The 1,446-nt window shown below is 56.2% G+C and carries 1 protein-coding gene; it reads left to right on the forward strand.

Annotated elements, in window-relative coordinates; genetic code table 11:
* Positions 1-96: 96 nt before the first annotated feature.
* The coding region (locus GBM95_RS11680) for an ISL3 family transposase (RefSeq protein WP_152159246.1) at positions 97-1,446 on the forward strand (1,350 nt) is incomplete at its 3' end.

The following is a 1,446-nucleotide window of genomic DNA, read 5'->3' on the forward strand; positions in this document are numbered from 1 at the left end:
CGATCGACGGCTGGTGAGGTCGCAGACATGAAAAATGCGTAGTTTTCATTAAGATGTAGTCAAAGCAAAAACAACCACTACTTAAAAAAACTACGCATGAACAGAATTGTACCGTCAGAATGCCTTCCGCTCGAAGAAGAACGCTCCCTCATTGAGGCCCTGCTTTCCCGTACGCCTTTCAGCTCCAGCGGCGAGCGCCTGTGGCAGATCGTTTATCCAGGCTACTCCCTTGCGCGTTTCGATATATCCCCAGGCAGCACGCTGGACCTGCATCTCGAGCCTGCCGGCGATCCCATCTGCCCGGCTTGCGGCAAAGCCTGCACGCACATCAAAGACTCCTCCAAACGCACCGTCAAAGAAGCGAGCTTCCTCGGCGTCGAACGGACGCTGGTGCACCTCAACATTCGGCGCGTGCGATGCAATTGCGGGTGTCGCCGCACGGAGCGGATCACCTGGCTTGATCCCAACTGCCGCTATACACGACGACTCGCCTCGGAAGTTCAGACTGCCCTGCGCAGCGGGCGCTCCATCTCGGAGGTCAGCTGCAGCTTCAACTTAAACTGGAAGGCCGTCAAAGGGCTCGATAAAGACCAGCTCAAGTTCCTTTTCGATGATCCCGATGTTTCCAGCCTGCGTCGAATGGCCATTGATGAATTCGCCATTCACAAAGGCCACAAATATGCGACCGCCTTTATGGATCTTGATGCCGGCAAGGTCTTTTACGTAGTCAAGGGCAAGACCCAAAACGCCATCGAAGTGGTGTTCCAATGGCTCAAGGACAAGGGTGTTGCAGACCAGATCGAGTGCGTCGCCGTTGACATGAACGCCGGATTCCCTGCCATGGTGAAGAAGCACCTGCCTAAAGCAACGCTCGTCTACGACCTCTTTCATGTGATGCAGCACTTCACGAGAGACGTCCTCATTGAAGGCCGCAAGTTTCTCTTTAAGGAGAAGAGCAAAGCCCTCTCTGCCGCAGCAGAAGCCGAAGCGTCGAATGCCGGCTCTACGCCCATGGATCTGCGCAAGGCTAAGCGCGAGGCGAAGAAGGAACTGCGTGGTGCGGAGTGGCTGATGGTGCGCTCCATTGACGCCTTGCTGGAATCCGCTCGGGAGCGCCTCGGGAATCTCATCAAGGACAACGCCATGCTCGCAGCGCTCTACCCGATCGCAGAACAATTGCGCGGGATCTGGAGGGCGGCCTCCAGAGAAAACGCTGCGGCACTGCTCGCTGAACTCACGGAACTGCTTGACGCCATTGCCGAACAATTCAGCTTCCAGCCGGCAAGGCTCTTCGCCGCGATGCTGCGAAGCAGGTCTTCAGGCATCGTTGCCGCCTGCACTCACCGCGTAGGCACTAACCGCCTGGAAGGCGCCAACAACAAGATCAAGGTGTTGAAGCGAATCGCCTACGGCTTTAGAGATTTCGAGTACTTCGCGCTTAAAATC

The organism is Sutterella seckii (genome assembly GCF_009183815.1).
GTDB classification, from domain to species: Bacteria; Pseudomonadota; Gammaproteobacteria; order Burkholderiales; family Burkholderiaceae_F; genus Sutterella; species Sutterella seckii.